The sequence below is a fragment of the Exiguobacterium sp. R-39 genome, from assembly GCF_049942815.1.
Classification (GTDB): domain Bacteria; phylum Bacillota; class Bacilli; order Exiguobacteriales; family Exiguobacteriaceae; genus Exiguobacterium_A.
Map to the genome: position 1 here is coordinate 1,943,120 of NZ_CP187965.1, position 18,747 is coordinate 1,961,866.

The following is an 18,747-nucleotide window of genomic DNA, read 5'->3' on the forward strand; positions in this document are numbered from 1 at the left end:
AAAAAAAAGAAGCTTGTCCGGAGACAAGCCACTTTTTCACATGATTAACGACGAATTTCTTTAATACGAGCCGCTTTACCGCGAAGGTTACGGAGGTAGTAAAGTTTCGCACGACGGACTTTACCGTAACGAACGACTTCGATTTGCGCAACACGTGGTGAGTGAAGCGGGAATGCACGCTCAACGCCAACTCCGTAAGAAATCTTACGAACTGTAAACGTTTCGCTGATGCCGCCACCGTGACGTTTGATGACTACGCCTTCGAAAAGCTGGATCCGCTCACGCGTACCCTCGACGACTTTAACGTGGACGCGGACTGTATCACCAGGACGGAATGCAGGGACGTCTGACTTGATTTGTTCTTGTGTAATTTCACGGAACAATTGTTGTGTGTTCATGAATGATTTCTCCTTTTTTCACCAATGTTCGTATCTTCATTTGCCCTTGGCATCCAACAGCGGAACATCGTTAATAGGTGGCTTTTGCCACATGTTTTAACTTATCACAGTTTCAGTCGTTTGACAATCCTGAAATTGATTGCAAGTAACGACGGTCAGCCTCGGACAAATCGGCCTGTTCAAGTAAATCCGGTCGCCGTTCAAGCGTCCGTTTCAATGCCTGTTCACGTCGCCATGTTTCGATCCGGGCATGATTGCCGGACAATAAGACATCCGGAACCACTAAACCCCGAAAGTCAGCCGGACGCGTATAATGCGGATACTCGAGCAATCCGGTCGAAAACGAGTCGTCTTCATGACTGGCTGATTTCCCAAGGACATCCGGTAACAGGCGTACGGTGGCGTCAATCATCGTCATCGCGGCAAGTTCCCCGCCCGTCAAAACAAAGTCACCGAGCGACACTTCGTCCGTCACGATCTCATCATGGATCCGTTGGTCAAAGCCTTCGTAATGACCGCACAAAAAGACGAGCTCCGTTTCGGTTGACCATTCTTCCGCAAGACGCTGATCAAATCGCCGCCCCGTCGGTGTCAGAGCAATGATTCGCCGGTTGGCTTCTGGCAATGCCGCAATCGCGTCAAACACCGGTTGGGGAGTCAATAACATTCCGGCCCCTCCACCGTATGGAGAATCATCGACGCGCCCATGACGATTCGTCGAATAGTCCCGGAAATTGACATAGTTGAGTTCAATCCGCTTCTCCTCTTGCGCACGGGCGACAATTGAGTGATTGAGCGCCGTGAACATTTCCGGAAATAGCGTCAGGACCGTGATGTTCATCCTTCGATCAAACCCGGTAACGGTGTGATTTGAATCCGTTTTGCTTCGACGTCGATTGAGGCGACGACTTGTTCGATATAGGGAATCAGAACATCTTTTTTACCAGGACGTTTGATTGTCCAAACGTCATTCGCTCCCGTTTCTAAAATATCAGAGACGACACCGATTTCGTTCTCACCGTCGAAGACCGTACAGCCGATGATTTCATGATAATAAAATTCATGTTCCCCGAGCTCCTGTAAGGCTTCCGGCTGAACATACAGCTTCGAGCCTTTATATTTCTCGACATCATTGATGTGTTGCATTCCTTTGAACGTCACCATAATGAACTGTTTGTGTTTCCGGTAACTGCTGATCGTAAACGGTGTGTATGTTCCGTTTGATTCTAAAAATACATCATTGCCGACTTTAAAGCGCTGTTCCGGAAAATCTGTGCTTGCCAGTAGTTTCAATTCGCCTTTCAAGCCGTGCGTGTTGGCGATTTTTGCGACTTCCAACCATTCCATCTGTTCCACTTCCTTATTCACAAGTCTTGTTTCCCGTTATTATTTTGCCATACAAAAAGGAGGTAAGCTTTCGCTCACCTCCAATCGTCTTACTTCGCGAGTTTCGCGTTGTGGAATTTCTCCATGATACCAGCTTTTGAGAAGAGGTTACGAACTGTGTCTGAAGGTTTAGCACCTTCAGCGAGCCATTTAAGAGCAAGCTCTTCGTTAAGTTTTACTTCTGCTTCTGGTTTAGCAACCGGGTTGTAGTATCCGATTTGCTCGATGAAACGACCATCACGTGGTGCACGTGAGTCTGCTACTACCACACGGTAGAAAGGTGATTTGTTTGCGCCCATGCGCTTAAGACGAATTTTAACTGCCATTCGTAAGTCCCTCCAGATAATAAATAATTTTTTGGTTTAGTCAAATTGACAACTTCACTAGTATACAACGTTCCAGCAAAAGTGAAAAGACTTTTAGAAGAATGGGAGGCCAAAGCCGCCTTTCTTTTTCCCTTTGCCCATTTGGCCGGAGAATTGTTTCATCATCTTCCGCATGTCTTCAAATTGCTTGATCAATCGGTTCACTTCTTGAATGCTACGACCACTACCGCGCGCAATCCGTTTCCGACGACTCGCATTGAGAATTTCCGGTTCAGTCCGCTCTCGTTTTGTCATCGATTGAATAATCGCTTCGACATAAACAAGTTGCTTCTCATCGATTTGGGCATTTTTCAGACCCTTCATCTTTCCTTTACCGGCACCCGGAATCATTCCTAACAACTCATCCAAAGGACCCATCTGTTTCACTTGCTGTAACTGCTCGATGAAATCGTCAAACGTGAACGATGCATCGCGCATTTTGCCTTCGAGCTCTTTGGCGCGTGTCGCGTCCATTTGAGACTCCGCTTTTTCAATCAGCGTCAGCATATCTCCCATGCCGAGAATCCGTGACGCCATCCGCTCCGGATAGAATGGCTCGATTGCGTCCAGCTTCTCTCCAAGACCGACGAACTTAATCGGTGCTCCGGTGACTGCCTTGATGGAGAGTGCTGCTCCGCCTCGAGTATCCCCGTCGAGCTTCGTCAAGATGACACCTGTCACACCGAGCTTTTCATTAAAGCTTTCGGCGACATTGACGGCATCCTGACCCGTCATCGAATCGACGACAAGGAAGATTTCATTCGGTTTGGCGATTTCTTTCACATCAACCAGTTCCTGCATGAGGTCCTCGTCGATATGTAAGCGTCCCGCCGTATCGATCAACACGATATCGTGGTGATGCTCTTTTGCATAGTCGAGGGCATTAGTGACAATCTCTTGTGGACTGACCTGATCTCCCATTGAGAAAACAGGCAGTTCGAGTTGTTTTCCTAATGTCTCGAGCTGTTTGATCGCAGCCGGTCGGTAAATATCCGCTGCAACGAGCAGTGGACTGCGATTTTGTTTCTTCCGTAAATGATTCGCAAGTTTTCCGACTGTCGTCGTCTTACCTGCCCCTTGCAAACCGGTCATCATGATGACGGTTGGCGGACGGTTCGATAACGTCAATGGAGAAACTTCTGACCCCATCAGTTTCGTCAATTCGTCATGGACGATTTTGACGACTTGCTGACCTGGCGTGAGAGACGTCATGACATCTTGCCCGACTGCACGTTCTTTCACATCATTTACGAATTGTTTGACGACTTTGAAGTTGACGTCAGCTTCTAATAACGCAAGGCGAACCTCACGCATCATTTCTTTTACGTCCGCTTCAGAAATCTTACCTTTACCCCGCATTTTAGCGAGACTGGCTTGAAGCCGTTCCGATAATCCTTCGAATGCCATGAAATTGCCCCCTACTCTAATTGCTCGAGTGCCATAATGGTCACGTGAGCTTCGCTCGGAAGGTCTAGTTGCTTCAACTGATCAAGAAGTATCTTTCGCTGTTCATACTTTTCGAACAAACTCAGTCGTTCTTCATATTGTTCAAGCATCGCTTCCGTACGTTTTATGTTGTCGTAGACTGCTTGTCGGCTGACTTCAAACTCATCGGCGATTTCACCTAACGAAAAGTCATCTAAGTAATAGAGTGACATATAATTCCGTTGTTTCGGCGTCAAAAGCTCCTGATAAAAGTCAATCAGATAATTCATCCGGTTCGTCTTATCAAGTGTCATTCGAACACCTCCGCGGTTGTTAAGTGAAATTCCTTTACAGATAGTATAGTACAGCCCTCACAGTGTGTTGTCAAGTTTTTTTCTTTACAAGGAAATCGTGGTCAGTCCTCTTCTCGGACTTCTTCGACCGTTTCTTTTTCTTCAAAGACATCTCCAAATAATCCATATACGAATTGTTCAGCATCGAACGGTTGTAAGTCATCAATTTTTTCACCGAGACCAACGAATTTCACCGGCAAATCCAACTCGTTCTTAATCGCAAGGACGATTCCGCCTTTCGCTGTTCCGTCGAGCTTCGTCAAAACGATCCCGCTGACATCCGTCGCTTGTTTAAAGGCTTTTGCTTGAACCATCGCATTTTGACCGGTTGTCGCGTCAAGCGCAAGCAATACTTCATGCGGCGCCCCCGGAATTTCCCGTTCGATGACACGTTTTACTTTTTCGAGTTCATTCATTAAATTGACTTTGTTTTGCAGTCGACCGGCAGTATCGCAAATCAGGACGTCGACTTTTCGTGCTTTAGCGGCTTGAACCGCATCATAGATGACTGCCGCCGGGTCCGACCCTTCACCTTGACGAATGACAGGCACACCGGAACGTTCACCCCAGACTTGTAGTTGATCGATGGCACCGGCCCGGAACGTATCTCCGGCTGCGAGCATGACCGTTTTGCCTTCGTTTTTCAGACGGTTCGCCAGTTTACCGATCGTCGTTGTTTTCCCGACGCCGTTGACACCGACAAATAAGATGACATTGAGTTCGTGACTGAGATCCAGTTCCGACTCTTCCTCTTCCACCAACATGCTCGCGACGACTTCGACCAGTACGTCACGCACTTCTTTTGTATCCTTGACGTTTTTACGTTTGACTTCAACTTTTAACTTTTCAACAAGATCCATCGTCGTCGTGACACCGACATCGGCCTGAATCAATACTTCTTCCAACTCTTCGAAAAAATCTTCGTCGACTTCACGGAAACGGTAGACGAGATCGTTGACGGCATTCGCCAACCCGTCCCGTGTTTTCGTCAAGCCTTCTGTAAACTTCGACGTCACTTCTTGCGTGGATGTCGTCAGACGATCTTTTAATTTTTTAAAGAAACTCATTTTTTTATCCCCTTTGGTTCTACTTCTTCACTGAGTGTCCGTCTCGCTTCTTCCAGTTTAACGGATAATACTTCAGAAATACCGTTTTGTTGCATCGTAACGCCATACAGGACATCGGCAGACTCCATCGTTCCCTTTCGGTGGGTAATGATGATGAACTGTGTCTCGCGTGCCAGTTGATGGACGAACTCTCCAAACCGGGCGACGTTCGCCTCATCGAGGGCCGCTTCGACCTCATCGAGAACACAGAATGGGACCGGTCGTGTTTTTAAGATGGCGAATAGCAGTGCAATCGCAGTCAAGGCACGTTCCCCACCGGACAATAGGGACAGATTTTGTAACTTTTTGCCGGGTGGTTTGGCTACGATATCGATACCGCTTGTCAAGAGGTCGGTTGGATCCACTAAAATCAAGTCGGCTTCCCCGCCGCCAAACAGTTCACGGAAGGTTTCCCGGAAATATTCCCGAACGGCGGTGTATGTCTGTTTGAACAACCGGACGACTTCCCGGTCCATTTCTTCAATGACAGCATACAAATCAGTTTTCGCATTGACTAAATCGTCACGCTGCGTCGCCAAGAACGTAAAGCGTTGATCGACTTCAGCAAATTCCTCGATGGCACCGAGATTGACAATCCCGATTTCCTCGAGTTGCCGTTTCAAGAGATGTAATTCTTCCTTGGCTTCCTCGAATGAAGTGGTCAATGGTTGGATCAAGTCCGCGACCAGCCCCATTTCTTCCAGTATTTCATGACGTGTCTCAAGACGTGTGCTGAGTCGTCCCTGGGCGAGTCGGGCTTGATCGAGACGTTGCGTCGTCCCCTGACGTGCTTCCGTCAATTTCGCTTCCTGAATCCGTAACAGACGCAAATCTTCTGCTGCCTGCCGGATTTTTTTTGTCACAAGCGTCAATTCATGTTCGACTGAAGTTTGTTCTTGTTGCATCTGCATTTTTTCAACGTGCAGCGCATCAATCTTCGCTTCATCGAATCCTTCCAGAATATGCTTCAAATCACGCCTTTTATGGCTTCTTTCTAATTTCGCATGACTCAGTGTCTCCCGGAGACGCATGACTTCACGGTCGATTTGATCGCGTGTCATACTGACCGTCCGTTCCTCAAGCAATGCTTCAGCTTGTTGTTGTTTCAATTCCTCGACTGCAACAGCCCCGCGTGACTGCGCTTCTTTCAGTTGATTGAGAGCCTGGCGCAGTTCCACTTGGCGTTTCGTCAACTGTTCCATGTCCTGCTCTGATGTTGCAATGATTGCTTTTGCTTCGGTCGCTTGTTCAGCAAGACGATTCAGCTGACCATCGTGAACTGATAATTCCGAGGCGGTGACGGCAAGACTGCGCTTCGCCTCTGTAAAGGCTTCACGGACACTTTCCAATTGCGCCTGGACCAGTTGAATGTTGCGGACATTTTCTTCAAGTGAACCGGCAAGTTGTGCGTTAGCCGTTCTCATTTCATCACGGCGTCGCTCTTGTTCCCGAATAACAGCCTGACCTTGTTTTAATCCTGTCTGCAACTCTTCCAGTTCACGCGACTGGCTGAAGAGAGGTGTTCCTTTTTTCCGGCTGCCTCCCGTCATCGATCCCCCGACGTTGACGACATCGCCTTCGAGCGTCACGATCCGGTAACGGTGTCCTGTCGAACGGGCAATCGTATTCGCTTGTTCAAGCGATTCAACGACCAAAGTCGTCCCCAGCAGATTCTCTTTCAGTTTTGTGAAGTCTTCTCGTGTCGTGACCAGATTGCTCGCAACGCCGAGGTAGCCGGACATGCCGGATAGACTTTCTTGCACGGAAGCACTCAGTTCACGACGCTGAATGGACGCGAGCGGCATGAATGTCGCCCGACCGGCATTCAATCGACGTAGTTCTTGAATCAGTTTCCGGCCTGTGACATCTGTATCGACGACGACATTTTGCATCGCTCCGCCCAAAGCAGTTTCGATTGCCGCCTCAAAACGGGCAGGAACGGTAATCAGTTCCGCAACAGCGCCATGGATCCCTGCAATCCGGTCACGTTGTTTCAAAACGGTTTTGACGGCTCCGAAATAGCCACTGTAGTCCGCTTTGACCGATTCCAAAAACTCGATCCGGTCTTCCGTCTTATCGCGACGCCGGTGGAGATCGATGATGGATTGCTCCATTTGCCGCAACGTCTCTTGTTGCTGACGGTGCTGGTCTTGTTGTGCGTGTTCTTCTTGACGCAACGTTTCTAAACGGTTCCGCAACTCTTCCGCCTGTTGCCCCAGACGGATCGTTTCGGCTTCATACGTCGAGCGGTCCGTTTGTTTTGACCCGACATTTTCAGAAAAGCTGATTTGCTGTTCTTCTGCATGAAGAAGATCTTGTTTGGCACGGTGGTAAGCATTCGTTGCCGCCGCCAGACGGCTGGCCACTTCAAAGGCTTCCGAACGTAATTGTTCGGCTTCTTTTTCAAAATCCCGATCGGAGTAAGACAAGGCAGCATCGGCTTGTTCCCGTTGCGCAACAGTATCGAGGTACAGTTGCTGTGTCTGTTGCTGTTGTTTCAGCACCGCCTGTTCCTCTTGCTCGATTTGCGCTACGCGTTGTTCGGCAACTGCTACTTCCCGTTCCAGACGCGCCTTCATTTCCGCCCCGTGTTTTTCCCGCTCTTTCGCCAGGTTCAAAGCCCCTTCGATTTCAACGAGTTTATTCGAGACAAGCCGTAAACGATCCTGCATCTCCGTCTCAAGTCGCCGTGTCTCTTCTAGCGACGTTTCTTGCGTTTCCCGTGTTGCAATCGTATCTTGCAACCGGTCTTGTTCCATCAATAACTGAGCTTGGCACGATTCGATTTCCGTCGACACGTCAGCAAGCTGTGTCTTATATTGTTGAATTTCGGTTACAATGATGCCCCGTTCCAAGAAGTCGTACCGTTCCCGTGCAACTAAAAATTCTTTTGCCAGAGATGCTTGTTCCCGTAATGGCTCAATTCGTCCACCCAGTTCAAATAAGATGTCGTCGACCCGTGACAAATTTGTTTCTGTATCCGTTAACTTTCGTTCGGCTTGTTTTTTACGGTTCCGGTATTTTAAGACGCCTGCTGCCTCTTCGATGACCGCGCGTCGTTCTTCCGGCTTTCCGGAAATCACTTGTTCGACCCGTCCTTGACCGATGATGGCGAACGCGTCACGCGACAATCCGGTATCCATGAATAAATCCAGAACATCTTTTAATCGGCATGGTTTTTTATTTAAAAAATAATCACTGTCGCCGTTCCGGCTGACACGCCGCGTTACATTGATTTCTTGATACGGCAAGGCAACAGTCCCCGACTCATTGTCGAGCACGAGCGTGACTTCCGCAAATTGTTTCCGGTGTTCCGTGATACTTCCGGCAAAGATGACATCTTCCATCTTCCCACCGCGTAATGATTTAGCTGATTGCTCACCGAGCACCCAGCGCACAGCATCCGATATATTGGACTTCCCACTGCCGTTGGGTCCGACGACGGCTGTGACTCCCGGAAGGAAGTCGAGCTCCGTCCGACTGGCAAATGACTTGAAGCCATTGATTTCAATTCGTTTTAAGTACATCTTGACCACCCATATGTTTAAATTTCTTTTTGATTTTCTTTTAGTTTACCATAGCCGAAAGGTCTACAAAATGGTAGCTTTTATGGTAATGTTAGGCTTAAAGAAATGAAGAGGAGATTTTAAGACATGACAATTGAACAAATGATTGTAGACATTTTGGATAAATTAAACATTATCAACAAAGGCGTCATCAAGGCGGAACAATTCGACGGAACAAAAAATGATGATTTAAAAGAGATTTATGACTTCGTCATGATGCGTGAGTCCTTGACGTTAGCAGAAGTCGATGCTATCGTCGACGAACTGAAATCACTCAAAACCGTTTAAGATTCCTCAAAAAAAGGCACTCCATTTTAAAATGGGTGCCTTTTCCATGTCAGAAGCTGTTTTTAAGTTCCAGCAATGCTTGTTTAGCTGCTTGCTGTTCGGCTTCTTTTTTCGAACGACCGGTCCCGATGCCTTCCAGCTTATCCGCGATGTGTACGCGCGAGATGAACTCACGACTGTGCGCCGGACCACGTTCCTCAATGATTTCATACTCGATTTGTCCAAGTCCGACCCGTTGGATGGCTTCTTGGAGCTGGCTTTTAAAATCAGTTTGTTCTTCAAAAAATCCAGACGCCACTTTCGGAAAAACCGCTTCGGCGAGGAATCGTTCTGCAGCTTCAATCCCTTGGTCCAAATACAAGGCTCCGATGAAGGCTTCAAACACATCCGCTAATAGTGCTGGACGATTTCTTCCCCCTGTCAGTTCCTCACCTTTGCCAAGTAGAATCATTTCAGAAAACTCATAATGATTCGCGAACTGGACCAGTGACGGCTCACACACGATGGCCGCACGCAGCTTTGTTAATTCCCCCTCGGAACGTTCCGGATAGTGCTGAAATAAATACCTGGAGACCGTCAATTCTAATACGGCATCGCCTAAAAACTCCAGACGTTCGTTATCTCCATCTGATTCACGTTGTTCATTTACGAAAGAAGAATGCGTAAATGCTTGCTTCAATAGTTCTACATTCGCAAAATGAATATCCAGCCGTTCTTGCAACTGGCTGAACTTCTGTTCAATTTGCGCCAAAGCCCGTGAGTCTTTCCGTCGCTTTACATACGGTCCTTTTCGGACACGACGTCCCTTTTGATTCGTCATAATGCCTCCTAAACAGCTAAATCCCACCGCAAAAACGCGGTGGGTCCAGCTTCATGTATTAGACTTGTGTTTCGATGTAGCTGACGACATCGCCAACTGTTTTTAAGTTTTCTGCTTGGTCATCTTCGATTGTGATTTCGAATTTGTCTTCGAGATCCATAACGAGTTCCATGACTTCAAGTGAATCTGCTCCGAGATCGTCCTTGAACGATTTGTCGAGTGTGATTTCACTCTGTTCTTTGCCTAATTTCTCTGCGATTGCTTCTTGCACGTCTACTAAAATTTGTTCTTTTGTCATTTGAAAATCCCTCCATGAGTTGAGTATATAAGATGATTGCCAATTTGGCAAAGTAGTACCACAGTTCACTTACATTGTCATGCCGCCATCGACTGCCAAAGTTTGACCAGTGATGTAACGGGCATTGTCTGACGCGATAAAACTGACAAGCGACGCGATATCTTCCGTCTGACCAAATCGTTTTAACGGAATTTGGTCGAGTGTCTGATTGCGTTGTGTTTCTGTCAATTCATCCGTCATATCGGTTTCAATGAAACCGGGACAAATCGCATTTGCCGTAACGCCTTTGCTCGCCAGTTCACGTGCGACCGACTTCGTAAATCCGATCAGACCGGCTTTTGCCGCCACATAGTTGGCTTGACCCGGGTTACCGGTGATTCCGACGACGGAAGCGATATTGATGATGCGGCCGCTCGATTTCAACAAGGGGCGCGTCGCTGCTTGCGTCACAAGAAACGCACCTTTTAAGTTCGTATTCAGAACGGCGTCAAAATCGGCTTCTTTCATTCGCATCAACAGACCATCCCGCGTGATACCGGCATTATTGACGACGCAATCCAACTGGCCGTACGTATCCATTGTCGTCTTCAGCAATGCTTTCACCTGTTCAGCGTCTGCAACGTCTGCTTGGACGGCGATGGCTTCACCACCGGCATCAACGATAGATGATACGACTTCTTCTGCTTTTGCTGTATTACCGGCGTAGTTCACGACGATCCGGAATCCGTCTGTCGCCAATCGTTTGGCGATAGCGGCTCCGATTCCGCGTGATGCACCGGTTACGAGTGCTACTTTATTCAACGAATCGCCTCCGCTTCCAATTGTTCAAGTGTCGTGATGCTGACGATCTTGACATCTTTTTTAATCCGCTTGACGAGCCCACTAAGTGGTGACGACGGACCGAATTCGATAAATGTATCCGCACCCTCTTCAATCAATTTTTCCACACAAGATTCAAAACGAACCGGTGAATACAATTGTTGAACCAGTAAACGAATCAATTCATCCGGCTGATCGTGAAAATCACTATCGACGTTCGAGATGAATTTTGTTTTCGCCGCCTGGAAAGGTGAAGAAACCAAGATATCTTCAAATCGTGAGGCGAATGGAGTCATTAACGACGAGTGGAACGCTCCCGATACATCAAGCGGTAGGACACGTTTCGCACCCAACTCTTTTAATTTCGCAGTCGCCGCCTCGACAGCTGCAACTTGTCCTGAAATCACGAATTGTCCCGGACAGTTGTAGTTTGCAATTTGGACGATCTCTCCTGTTGCCGCGATGGACTCGACCGCATGATGTGCGGCTTCGACATCGTTCAGCCCGATGACAGCTGCCATCGTACCGCCTGTCACTTGATTCATCAGATTACCTCGTTCGCGAACGAGGTAAACCGCTTCACTTGCTGTTAACACAGACGCTGCAACGAGTGCACTGTACTCTCCGACACTATGTCCGAGTACAAAGTCCGGTCGATGACCAAGTGCCGCATAACGATTCGCAAGCAACGTGCTGTGTGCAACGATGGCAGGTTGTGCAATTTCTGTCGGCTTCAAATCTTCTTTTGTCCCCGTCGTCAATAAATCCGTTAAATCGAGACCAATCCGTGTCCCAAGGTCCATCAATGCTTGACGTGACTCTTCATGATGTAGAAGCGTTTGTCCCATTCCTGGCATTTGTGAACCTTGACCTGGAAACATCCAAACTGTTTTACCCATCCGTCTCACCCCTTTAGATTTCTTTCGTTGTCTTTGCCTCGATGATTTTTGTGACTACCTGCTGTTCAACCATTTGTTCTGCTTGTGCCAATGCCCGGCTGAATGCATAGGCATTACTTGAGCCGTGTGCTTTGATGACCGGAGCGGCAATCCCGAACAATCCGGCTCCGCCGTATTCTTCATAGGCAAGCAGTTGTTTCATTTTTTTCAGTTTCGGCTTTAGAATCAAGGCCGCAATTTTTGAACTGAACGAACTCATGAATTGTTCTTTCATGACGCCCATGATCATGCTGGCGGCACCCTCTGTACTCTTTAAGAGCGTATTTCCGGCAAATCCTTCCGTTACGATGACATCCACTTCACCGCTCATCGCTTCTCGCGCCTCAACGTTCCCGACAAAATGGATTGGAGCGGCCTCAAGCAGGGGATATGTCTCTTTCGTCAGTGCGTTCCCTTTACCGGCTTCTGATCCGATATTCAGCAACGCCACTTTTGGCTGTTTGATTCCTCTGACTTGTTCTGCGTAGACCGACCCCATGATCGCATAATCCAAAAGATGTTCTGCTTTTGCATCTGGATTGGCACCGACATCTAAGATGACGACCCCTTTTCCATTTCGTGTCGGGAAAGTCGGCGCTAATGCCGGACGGTCAATTCCTTCGATTCGACCGATCACGAACAATCCGGCTGTCATGAGTGCACCCGTGTTGCCTGCTGAAATCAAAGCATCTGCCTCTTTTGATTTCACCAGGTTTGCAGCCACCACGAGTGAGCTATCTTTCTTGCGACGGATTGCGCGGACCGGCTCGTCTTCCCCGGTAATGACGGATGCAGCGTGGACGATTTTCACACGTGGATCCTTGATGTCATACGAACGTAACTTTAATTCATCGCCGACCAACCGAATTTCAACCTGTTCCGTTGGACGTTCCGCTAAAAATTGGACGACTCCTTCTACGATGGCGCGTGGAGCATGATCTCCTCCCATTGCGTCTACTGCTAAAATCATCTTGACTCCTCCTTACTACTTCGATACACCGTAAATTCACCGATGAACACACACTCATCGCCGACAAAACTCTCGACGTTAATGTCCGATCGTCCATCTTGTCGATGCGAGCTGACGAATGCTTTCGCCACGACACGTTCACCAACGTGGACGGATCGCGTAAACTGGACATTGGCTTTTGTCGTCAAGGCCAGTTCATCATCAATCAGGGCGATTGCCAATGAGTTCGCTTGGGCAAACAAAATATGTCCGCGGGCGATCGCATTTCGGCTGAACGCGTGTTCCGGTAGGATTTCTAAAATCGAAATCGCCGATGTATCCAGTTTCAGGTCAATCATATCACCAATGACTTCATTTTCAGTCAATGTACGCACATCATCTAACCGTTCCGTCGCGACGTGTTTAATACGTTCACGTAGTTCCGGAATCTTCATTTCCATTCGGTCCAGACGAATCGTCTGGATACTGACGTTGAAATGAGTCGCTAATGCTTCATCCGTAATGAACGGATTTTGTTCAATTGTATGCTGTAATTCAGTTTGTCGCTCTTTTTTAGGTACCCGCATGTACGTTCCTCCCACAAGAAGGATGTTTACCATTATCACCTGGTACTAATAGTAGTATATATCCCTTGTTGTTCACTTTCAAGTATTATTCGATTCTTTCTCCGTCCAGCAGTCCCTGCTGTTCGATGTATTGCCGTAAAACTGCGTACTCCGGTTGTTGCCAAAAGGCATCGGAACGTAACAGACGAACTGCGTCGTTTCGTGCAGTCTCCATCACTTGGATGTCGAGTGCCGGATCCGTCAGCACGAATCGGGGCAATCCGCTTTGCTCGGTTCCAAAGAAGTTTCCGGCTCCGCGTAATTCCAAATCTTTTTCAGCCAACTTAAATCCGTCGTTTGTCTCTGTCATCGTTTTAATCCGTTCTTTTCCTGTGTCGGAAGACGGATCGGCAATCAGGATACAAAACGATTGGGCTGCTCCCCGCCCGACCCGACCACGTAACTGGTGCAATTGGGCCAAACCAAATCGTTCCGCGTCATAAATGACGATGATCGAGGCATTCGGGACGTTGACACCGACTTCGACGACGGTTGTCGAAACCAGGACTTGCACTTGATTTTCCTTAAAGGCTTGCATGACGTCGTCTTTTTCTGACGAACTGAGACGACCGTGCATCAATCCGACACGTTGCGTGGAAAACCGTTCTGTCAAAAGCAAATGCAGTTCGATTGCATTTTGAACATCAAGTGATTCAGATTCCTCAATCAGTGGCGTGATGACATACGCTTGATGACCGAGCAGTAACTCTTTTTCGACAAACCCAAAGACACGTTCCATTTGTTCCGGTTTTGCCCAATAAGTTTCAATTTCTTTTCTTCCTGCCGGCATCTCGTCAATGATTGAGACATCCATATCACCAAACACGGAAATCGCAAGTGTCCGTGGAATCGGTGTTGCCGTCATATAAAGAACATCCGCCTTCTCCGCTTTCGCCCGGAGACGTTTTCGTTGTTCGACACCAAACCGGTGCTGTTCATCCGTGATGACAAGATGAAGATCCTTAAAAATGACCGTATCTTGAATCAAGGCATGTGTCCCGACCAACACATCAATTTCCCCTTGCCTTAATGCTTCCAGTAGGAGCACCCGGTTTTTTCCTTTGACGGAGCTCGTCAGTAATCCTACTTTGATTCCCAGCGGCTCGAGCAATGGAGCCAGTGATGAAGCATGCTGTTCCGCTAAAATCTCTGTCGGCACCATCAATGCCCCTTGTTTATTGGCACGGACTGCAGTGAAGAGGGCGATAGCTGCCACTACCGTCTTCCCGCTTCCGACGTCCCCTTGGAGAAGCCGGTTCATCCGTTCCGGTCGATGCATGTCGGCTAAGATTTCTTCCGTCACACGTTGCTGTGCTCCCGTGAGCGGAAAAGGTAACGCTGCGATGAATTGGTCGATTTCTTGCTGGAACAACGGCAAAGCAAGACCTTGTCCCTTTCGTTTTCCGAGACGTAACGTCTGTAACTTCAGTTGGAAGTACAGGCATTCCTCATACACATAACTTCTCCGAGCGGTCGTCAAATCTTGCCGGGTCGTCGGGAAATGCAACCGACGCAACATCGTCATGCGATCAAGTAACCGGTACGTTTTGCGAATGTTATCCGGAACGCGTTCTTCGAGTGTTTCGCTTTCGGCAAAAGCCAGTTCGACAACCCGCCGGAATGTCTTCATCCGCATATCTCCTTTTAGCGAATAGACCGGCGTCAATTCCCCCTCAATCGCTCCGAATTGTAATTCCGTCGCCGAAATCGTCATTCGGTGTAAATCCCATTTGCCACTGACCGTCACTTCTTCGCCGAGTTTTAACTGATCTTTATAAAAAGCACGGTTGAACATCGTCACGGTGACGCTGTAACGGTCTTCGACAAGCAGACGGAATGTGAGCCGGTTTTTTCCTTTTCCATAATAACGGACAAGCGCTTCCGATTGAACCTGCCCCGTGAATTTCACTTTGTCTTCATGGATCGCTTCTGTCAGACTGCCGGTCACAAAATCGTCATAACGAAACGGGACGTGCTCAAGCACGTCCGCAATCGTCAGCATATCCATTTCTTCGAGTTTACGGGCTAAATCACGCCCTACTCCTTTTAGTGCAGTCACTTTACTTAATGGATTCATTCGAGAGTTCCCCAAAGATTTTTGATTCGAGCCAGCGTCCGGTCGGTGTGTTGGCAAGTCCGCCTTTGGCCGTCTCCCGTAAAGCGGATGGCATCATTTGGCCGATTTCATACATCGCTCCGATGACTTCATCACACGGAATCCGTGACGTAATACCGGCTAACGCCATATCAGCTGCAACAAGCGCATTCGCTCCGCCCATGGCATTTCGTTTTACACACGGTACTTCGACAAGTCCGGCAACCGGATCACAGACGAGTCCGAGCATATTCTTAAGGGCGATTGCAAACGCATGGGCCGATTGATCGGGTGTTCCGCCCGCCATTTCAACGATTGCCGCCGCCGCCATTGCCGTTGCCGAACCGACTTCCGCCTGACATCCGCCCGCTGCGCCGGAAATAGACGCATTGTTCGCGACAACGAAGCCGAATGCTCCGGATGTAAACAAGAAACGTAGCATCTGTTCGCGACTCGGATTCAAGCGTTCCCGAACTGCGAATAATGTTCCCGGGACGACGCCCGCACTACCAGCCGTCGGTGTTGCACAAATTTTGCCCATCGCGGCATTGACTTCATTCGTTCCAATCGCCTTGCTGACGGCATCTAACAACAGATCACCGGATAAGCCTTGACCGCTCGCCCGGTATCGTTGCAGCAAGACCGCATCGCCGCCGGTCAGACCGGTGACGGACTCGACGCCGTCCCCTGTCAACGAACGTTCGACCGCCGCTTCCATTACTTCGAGATTCCGTTCCATCATCCCGAGGACTTCATCCCGCTCGAGGTGCCTAACGGTCATTTCCTGTTCAATCATGATTTCTGAAATCGGTACATTTTTTTCAGTCGCCAGTGCGACGAGTTCTTTTACGGATTTAAACATCTCTTCACTCTCCCATCATGACAGAACGCTCGACTTGTGGTAACCGGTTGATTTCTTCAAGTACAGCAATCGGCATCCGGTCATCGATTTCTATGGCCATTAATGCCTGTTTACCTTTTTCATGACGCGATACTTCCATGTGTCCGATATTGATTTCATAATCGGCCAAAATACTTGTGACGGCTGCGATCGCACCAAAGCGGTCATGATGCAGGACGATCAAGGCCGGTCCACCGCCTGACAACTTTAACGGCACACCGTTCAACTCGGTAATCTCAATCGTTCCCCCGCCGATTGAAATACCCACGAGTTCAAACTCCGCCTGTCCATCCGTCAAATGAACGCGAGCCGTATTCGGATGGTCCGTCAACGCCTCACTTGTTTCAAAATGAATCCGGATCCCTTTTTGTTCCGCAATCTTAATCGATTCCGGAATCCGGTCGTCAAACGTGTCATAGCCAAGGACACCGCCGATAATGGCGACGTCCGTTCCGTGTCCCCGGTACGTATCCGCAAATGATCCATAAAACGTAATCGTAATATCCGTCGGTTGTTCGCCAAACAGTTTCCCTGCCATTAATCCAATTCGCGCTGCCCCCGCTGTATGCGAACTGGATGGTCCGACCATAATCGGTCCGATGATATCAAATACACTTCGGTACTTCATCTTCTTTTTCCCCTCTCTTCCAACTAAACAAAAATCCCACCTCTATTATCGCAGATGGTGGGATGTGTGAAAAGGTACGTTCACGTTTTATATTATTCGACGCTCAGGATATACGAGTAGAGTGGCTGTTTGCCGTCATGCACTTCTACTTCCGCTTCCGGATTGATGGATTCGATGTAAGCAACAAGTTCGTCAACCTCTGCTTGCGCCACGCCTTCACCAAACAGGACTGTGATGATTTCATCTTCGTCCGTCACGAGTGTGTCAACGAGTTTCTTGACCGCACCGAGACTCGAACGATCCGTTGCGATGATTTGCTTTTCAGCAATCGCCATATGATCATCTTTTTTAATTTCGACACCATCGATACTCGTATCGCGGACGGCATATGTGACTTGACCAGATTTGACTGCTGCGATCGCATCCATCATATGACGTTCGTTTTCAGCGACTGTCGCTTCCGGATTGTAGACGATTGTCGCGGCAAGTCCTTGAGGAACTGTTTTCGATTTCACGACTGTCACACCACAAGAGGCCACTGATGCCGCTTGTTCGGCCGCCATGATGATGTTTGAGTTGTTCGGATAGACATAGACATGTTCCGCATGGGCATCTTCGATCGCTTTAACGATGTCTTCCGTTGACGGGTTCATCGTTTGTCCGCCTTCGATGACGACACTGACACCCAGTGATTTAAAGAGTTCGCTGATTCCTTCACCCATCGCTACCGTCACAAGCGCCGACTGCGCTTTTGCTTTCGTCGCGACTGGAGCTGCCACTTGATTGACGCCCTCTTCTTCAAGGATCGTCGAGTGCTGTTGACGCATGTTTTCGATCTTGACGGCAACGAGTTCACCAAAACGTTGACCTTTCGTGATGACTTCACCCGGTGTTTCGACGTGAACATGGACCTTCAGTAACTCTTCGTCTGCGACGACGAGTAATGAATCCCCGAATTCCGCGAGCTCATTCCGGAAGGTTTCTTCGCTAAATGGTGTTTTCGCCAGTTTATCGTCCTGGAAACGAACCATGATTTCCGTACAGTAGCCGTAATGAATTTCTTCCGTCGACATGAAGCTTTGAGCCGATTTGTGATGCTCTGCTTCGACGAGTGCTTCCATGACCGGTGCATGCGGTTTTTCAAGTTCTTTCCCTTCAAGTGTCGCAAGGAATCCTTCATAAATACAAACAAGACCTTGACCACCGGAATCGACGACGCCGACTTCTTTAAGTACAGGTAACAAGTCTGGTGTGCCTTCAAGTGATACTTTTGACGCTTCAACGATACCGCGCATCAACTCAAGCAGATCGGTCGTTGATTCTGACTGGGCAATGGCTGCAACAGCTGTCTCGCGTGCTACTGTCAAAATCGTTCCCTCGACAGGTTTCATGACTGCTTTATACGCTGTGTCGACCCCTTTTTGCAGGGCATCTGCGAATTCCTTTGTATCAATCGCATCTTTTCCTTCGATTGATTTCGAGAAACCACGGAACAATTGGCTTAAGATAACGCCTGAGTTCCCGCGTGCTCCCATTAAAAGACCACGTGCAAAAACCGTGGCAACTTCTGAGACCGAGTCTGTCGTTGTTTTTGCGGCTTCTTTCGAACCCGATGTCATCGTCAAATTCATGTTTGTTCCCGTGTCACCGTCTGGGACCGGGAAAACGTTCAGCGAATCGACAAAATCCGCATTTTGATAGAGATTCGCTGCGCCATTCTGGATCATCTTGACCAGTTGCGCTCCTGTTAAACGATCTACGCTCACTAAAGTTTCCTCCTCTATTC

General features: G+C 48.4%; 19 protein-coding genes. 1 reads left to right on the forward strand and 18 read right to left on the reverse strand.

Annotated elements, in window-relative coordinates:
• Positions 1 to 44: 44 nt before the first annotated feature.
• The 8 genes from rplS to smc form a co-directional block, all read right to left on the reverse strand.
• Entirely contained in the window at positions 45 to 398 is a 354-nt protein-coding gene (gene rplS / locus ACP26N_RS10345) for a 50S ribosomal protein L19 (protein ID WP_012370767.1), read from the reverse strand.
• A 112-nt stretch (positions 399 to 510) separates the two neighbouring features.
• Positions 511 to 1,239, reverse strand: coding sequence for a tRNA (guanosine(37)-N1)-methyltransferase TrmD (gene trmD, locus ACP26N_RS10350; protein WP_426353782.1), 729 nt, complete (start codon positions 1,237 to 1,239; stop codon positions 511 to 513).
• Positions 1,236 to 1,745, reverse strand: coding sequence for a ribosome maturation factor RimM (rimM, locus tag ACP26N_RS10355; RefSeq protein ID WP_026827988.1), 510 nt, complete (start codon positions 1,743 to 1,745; stop codon positions 1,236 to 1,238). The genes trmD and rimM overlap by 4 nt, the downstream gene beginning before the upstream one ends.
• Before the next feature lie 89 nt (positions 1,746 to 1,834).
• Positions 1,835 to 2,110: a 30S ribosomal protein S16 gene (gene rpsP, locus ACP26N_RS10360; protein WP_012370770.1), complete on the reverse strand. Its 276-nt coding sequence runs from the start codon at positions 2,108 to 2,110 to the stop codon at positions 1,835 to 1,837.
• A gap of 93 nt (positions 2,111 to 2,203) precedes the next feature.
• Positions 2,204 to 3,556: a signal recognition particle protein gene (gene ffh / locus ACP26N_RS10365; RefSeq protein WP_026827987.1), complete on the reverse strand. Its 1,353-nt coding sequence runs from the start codon at positions 3,554 to 3,556 to the stop codon at positions 2,204 to 2,206.
• A gap of 11 nt (positions 3,557 to 3,567) precedes the next feature.
• Positions 3,568 to 3,888, reverse strand: coding sequence for a putative DNA-binding protein (locus ACP26N_RS10370; protein WP_426353783.1), 321 nt, complete (start codon positions 3,886 to 3,888; stop codon positions 3,568 to 3,570).
• Between the two features lie 101 nt (positions 3,889 to 3,989).
• A complete protein-coding gene (ftsY, locus tag ACP26N_RS10375; RefSeq protein WP_114595480.1) occupies positions 3,990 to 4,994 on the reverse strand; it encodes a signal recognition particle-docking protein FtsY in 1,005 nt (334 codons plus the stop codon).
• Entirely contained in the window at positions 4,991 to 8,560 is a 3,570-nt protein-coding gene (gene smc, locus ACP26N_RS10380) for a chromosome segregation protein SMC (protein ID WP_426353784.1), read from the reverse strand. The genes ftsY and smc overlap by 4 nt, the downstream gene beginning before the upstream one ends.
• A gap of 126 nt (positions 8,561 to 8,686) precedes the next feature.
• Here smc and ACP26N_RS10385 point away from each other — a divergent pair, with 126 nt between their 5' ends.
• The gene (locus tag ACP26N_RS10385) at positions 8,687 to 8,887 is read left to right on the forward strand and encodes a DUF1128 family protein (RefSeq protein ID WP_026827983.1); all 201 of its coding nucleotides are present in this window, start codon (positions 8,687 to 8,689) and stop codon (positions 8,885 to 8,887) included.
• Positions 8,888 to 8,936: 49 nt separating this feature from the next.
• Here ACP26N_RS10385 and rnc read toward each other — a convergent pair whose 3' ends face one another.
• The 10 genes from rnc to ACP26N_RS10435 form a co-directional block, all read right to left on the reverse strand.
• Positions 8,937 to 9,707: a ribonuclease III gene (gene rnc, locus ACP26N_RS10390; protein ID WP_034769816.1), complete on the reverse strand. Its 771-nt coding sequence runs from the start codon at positions 9,705 to 9,707 to the stop codon at positions 8,937 to 8,939.
• A 58-nt stretch (positions 9,708 to 9,765) separates the two neighbouring features.
• Positions 9,766 to 10,005: an acyl carrier protein gene (acpP, locus tag ACP26N_RS10395; RefSeq protein ID WP_012370777.1), complete on the reverse strand. Its 240-nt coding sequence runs from the start codon at positions 10,003 to 10,005 to the stop codon at positions 9,766 to 9,768.
• 69 nt (positions 10,006 to 10,074) lie between these two features.
• Positions 10,075 to 10,806: a 3-oxoacyl-[acyl-carrier-protein] reductase gene (gene fabG / locus ACP26N_RS10400; protein WP_131502602.1), complete on the reverse strand. Its 732-nt coding sequence runs from the start codon at positions 10,804 to 10,806 to the stop codon at positions 10,075 to 10,077.
• Positions 10,803 to 11,723 carry an ACP S-malonyltransferase gene (fabD, locus tag ACP26N_RS10405; RefSeq protein ID WP_131502603.1) on the reverse strand — a complete coding sequence of 307 codons (921 nt, stop codon included), beginning with the start codon at positions 11,721 to 11,723 and terminating at the stop codon, positions 10,803 to 10,805. The genes fabG and fabD overlap by 4 nt, the downstream gene beginning before the upstream one ends.
• Before the next feature lie 13 nt (positions 11,724 to 11,736).
• Positions 11,737 to 12,732 (reverse strand): phosphate acyltransferase PlsX, encoded by a 996-nt coding sequence (gene plsX, locus ACP26N_RS10410; RefSeq protein ID WP_131502604.1) that lies wholly within the window; start codon positions 12,730 to 12,732, stop codon positions 11,737 to 11,739.
• Positions 12,729 to 13,298 carry a transcription factor FapR gene (gene fapR / locus ACP26N_RS10415; protein ID WP_114595475.1) on the reverse strand — a complete coding sequence of 190 codons (570 nt, stop codon included), beginning with the start codon at positions 13,296 to 13,298 and terminating at the stop codon, positions 12,729 to 12,731. The genes plsX and fapR overlap by 4 nt, the downstream gene beginning before the upstream one ends.
• 85 nt (positions 13,299 to 13,383) lie before the next feature.
• Complete coding sequence (gene recG, locus ACP26N_RS10420) at positions 13,384 to 15,414, reverse strand: ATP-dependent DNA helicase RecG (RefSeq protein ID WP_131502605.1); 2,031 nt, start codon at positions 15,412 to 15,414, stop codon at positions 13,384 to 13,386.
• Positions 15,398 to 16,294, reverse strand: a complete 897-nt coding sequence (sdaAA, locus tag ACP26N_RS10425) for an L-serine ammonia-lyase, iron-sulfur-dependent, subunit alpha (protein WP_026827977.1) — start codon at positions 16,292 to 16,294, stop codon at positions 15,398 to 15,400. Before sdaAA ends, recG begins: the two co-directional genes overlap by 17 nt.
• Positions 16,295 to 16,298: 4 nt before the next feature.
• The gene (gene sdaAB / locus ACP26N_RS10430; protein WP_131972502.1) at positions 16,299 to 16,961 is read right to left on the reverse strand and encodes an L-serine ammonia-lyase, iron-sulfur-dependent subunit beta; all 663 of its coding nucleotides are present in this window, start codon (positions 16,959 to 16,961) and stop codon (positions 16,299 to 16,301) included.
• Between the two features lie 92 nt (positions 16,962 to 17,053).
• Positions 17,054 to 18,727 (reverse strand): DAK2 domain-containing protein, encoded by a 1,674-nt coding sequence (locus ACP26N_RS10435; RefSeq protein ID WP_370528937.1) that lies wholly within the window; start codon positions 18,725 to 18,727, stop codon positions 17,054 to 17,056.
• Between the last annotated feature and the right edge of the window lie 20 nt (positions 18,728 to 18,747).

Bases quoted from the DNA above. Each gene is read 5' to 3' on its own strand.
- fapR (WP_114595475.1), bottom strand. From the start codon at position 13,298: ATGCGGGTACCTAAAAAAGAGCGACAAACTGAATTACAGCATACAATT.
- ftsY (WP_114595480.1), bottom strand. From the start codon at position 4,994: ATGAGTTTCTTTAAAAAATTAAAAGATCGTCTGACGACATCCACGCAA.
- rpsP (WP_012370770.1), bottom strand. From the start codon at position 2,110: ATGGCAGTTAAAATTCGTCTTAAGCGCATGGGCGCAAACAAATCACCT.
- ACP26N_RS10385 (WP_026827983.1), top strand. From the start codon at position 8,687: ATGACAATTGAACAAATGATTGTAGACATTTTGGATAAATTAAACATT.
- ACP26N_RS10370 (WP_426353783.1), bottom strand. From the start codon at position 3,888: ATGACACTTGATAAGACGAACCGGATGAATTATCTGATTGACTTTTAT.
- sdaAB (WP_131972502.1), bottom strand. From the start codon at position 16,961: ATGAAGTACCGAAGTGTATTTGATATCATCGGACCGATTATGGTCGGA.
- smc (WP_426353784.1), bottom strand. From the start codon at position 8,560: ATGTACTTAAAACGAATTGAAATCAATGGCTTCAAGTCATTTGCCAGT.
- plsX (WP_131502604.1), bottom strand. From the start codon at position 12,732: ATGATTTTAGCAGTAGACGCAATGGGAGGAGATCATGCTCCACGCGCC.
- ffh (WP_026827987.1), bottom strand. From the start codon at position 3,556: ATGGCATTCGAAGGATTATCGGAACGGCTTCAAGCCAGTCTCGCTAAA.
- rnc (WP_034769816.1), bottom strand. From the start codon at position 9,707: ATGACGAATCAAAAGGGACGTCGTGTCCGAAAAGGACCGTATGTAAAG.
- rimM (WP_026827988.1), bottom strand. From the start codon at position 1,745: ATGGAATGGTTGGAAGTCGCAAAAATCGCCAACACGCACGGCTTGAAA.
- recG (WP_131502605.1), bottom strand. From the start codon at position 15,414: ATGAATCCATTAAGTAAAGTGACTGCACTAAAAGGAGTAGGGCGTGAT.
- fabD (WP_131502603.1), bottom strand. From the start codon at position 11,723: ATGGGTAAAACAGTTTGGATGTTTCCAGGTCAAGGTTCACAAATGCCA.
- rplS (WP_012370767.1), bottom strand. From the start codon at position 398: ATGAACACACAACAATTGTTCCGTGAAATTACACAAGAACAAATCAAG.
- acpP (WP_012370777.1), bottom strand. From the start codon at position 10,005: ATGACAAAAGAACAAATTTTAGTAGACGTGCAAGAAGCAATCGCAGAG.
- trmD (WP_426353782.1), bottom strand. From the start codon at position 1,239: ATGAACATCACGGTCCTGACGCTATTTCCGGAAATGTTCACGGCGCTC.
- sdaAA (WP_026827977.1), bottom strand. From the start codon at position 16,294: ATGTTTAAATCCGTAAAAGAACTCGTCGCACTGGCGACTGAAAAAAAT.